This window comes from Zoogloea sp. LCSB751 (assembly GCF_002028455.1).
Classification (GTDB): domain Bacteria; phylum Pseudomonadota; class Gammaproteobacteria; order Burkholderiales; family Rhodocyclaceae; genus Zoogloea.
Map to the genome: position 1 here is coordinate 1 of NZ_MWUM01000385.1, position 255 is coordinate 255.

Below are 255 nucleotides of genomic sequence, written 5' to 3' on the forward strand. Positions count from 1 at the left end.
ACGCTATCAGGGCTCACAACAGCTCAATAATGCCTTGCAAAGCTATTTAGCACGTCTGCGTGATGCTTCATCTGCTGTTGATCAAGCTCAGTCTTTGGCTGATTTTACAGTGCAAAGCACTAAAGTCGATGAGCATCCGTTGGGAATTGCCATTGCACAATTGCATGGTATTTATGTGCTGGCTCAAAATACAGAAGGGCTGATTATTGTTGATATGCATGCAGCGCATGAGCGTATTTTGCTACAGCAAATGAA

1 pseudogene is annotated in these 255 nt (G+C 43.5%); it reads left to right on the top strand.

What is annotated here, in order from left to right:
• Positions 1–255, top strand: a pseudogene (locus B4920_RS27050) (DNA mismatch repair protein MutL); the annotation flags it as partial.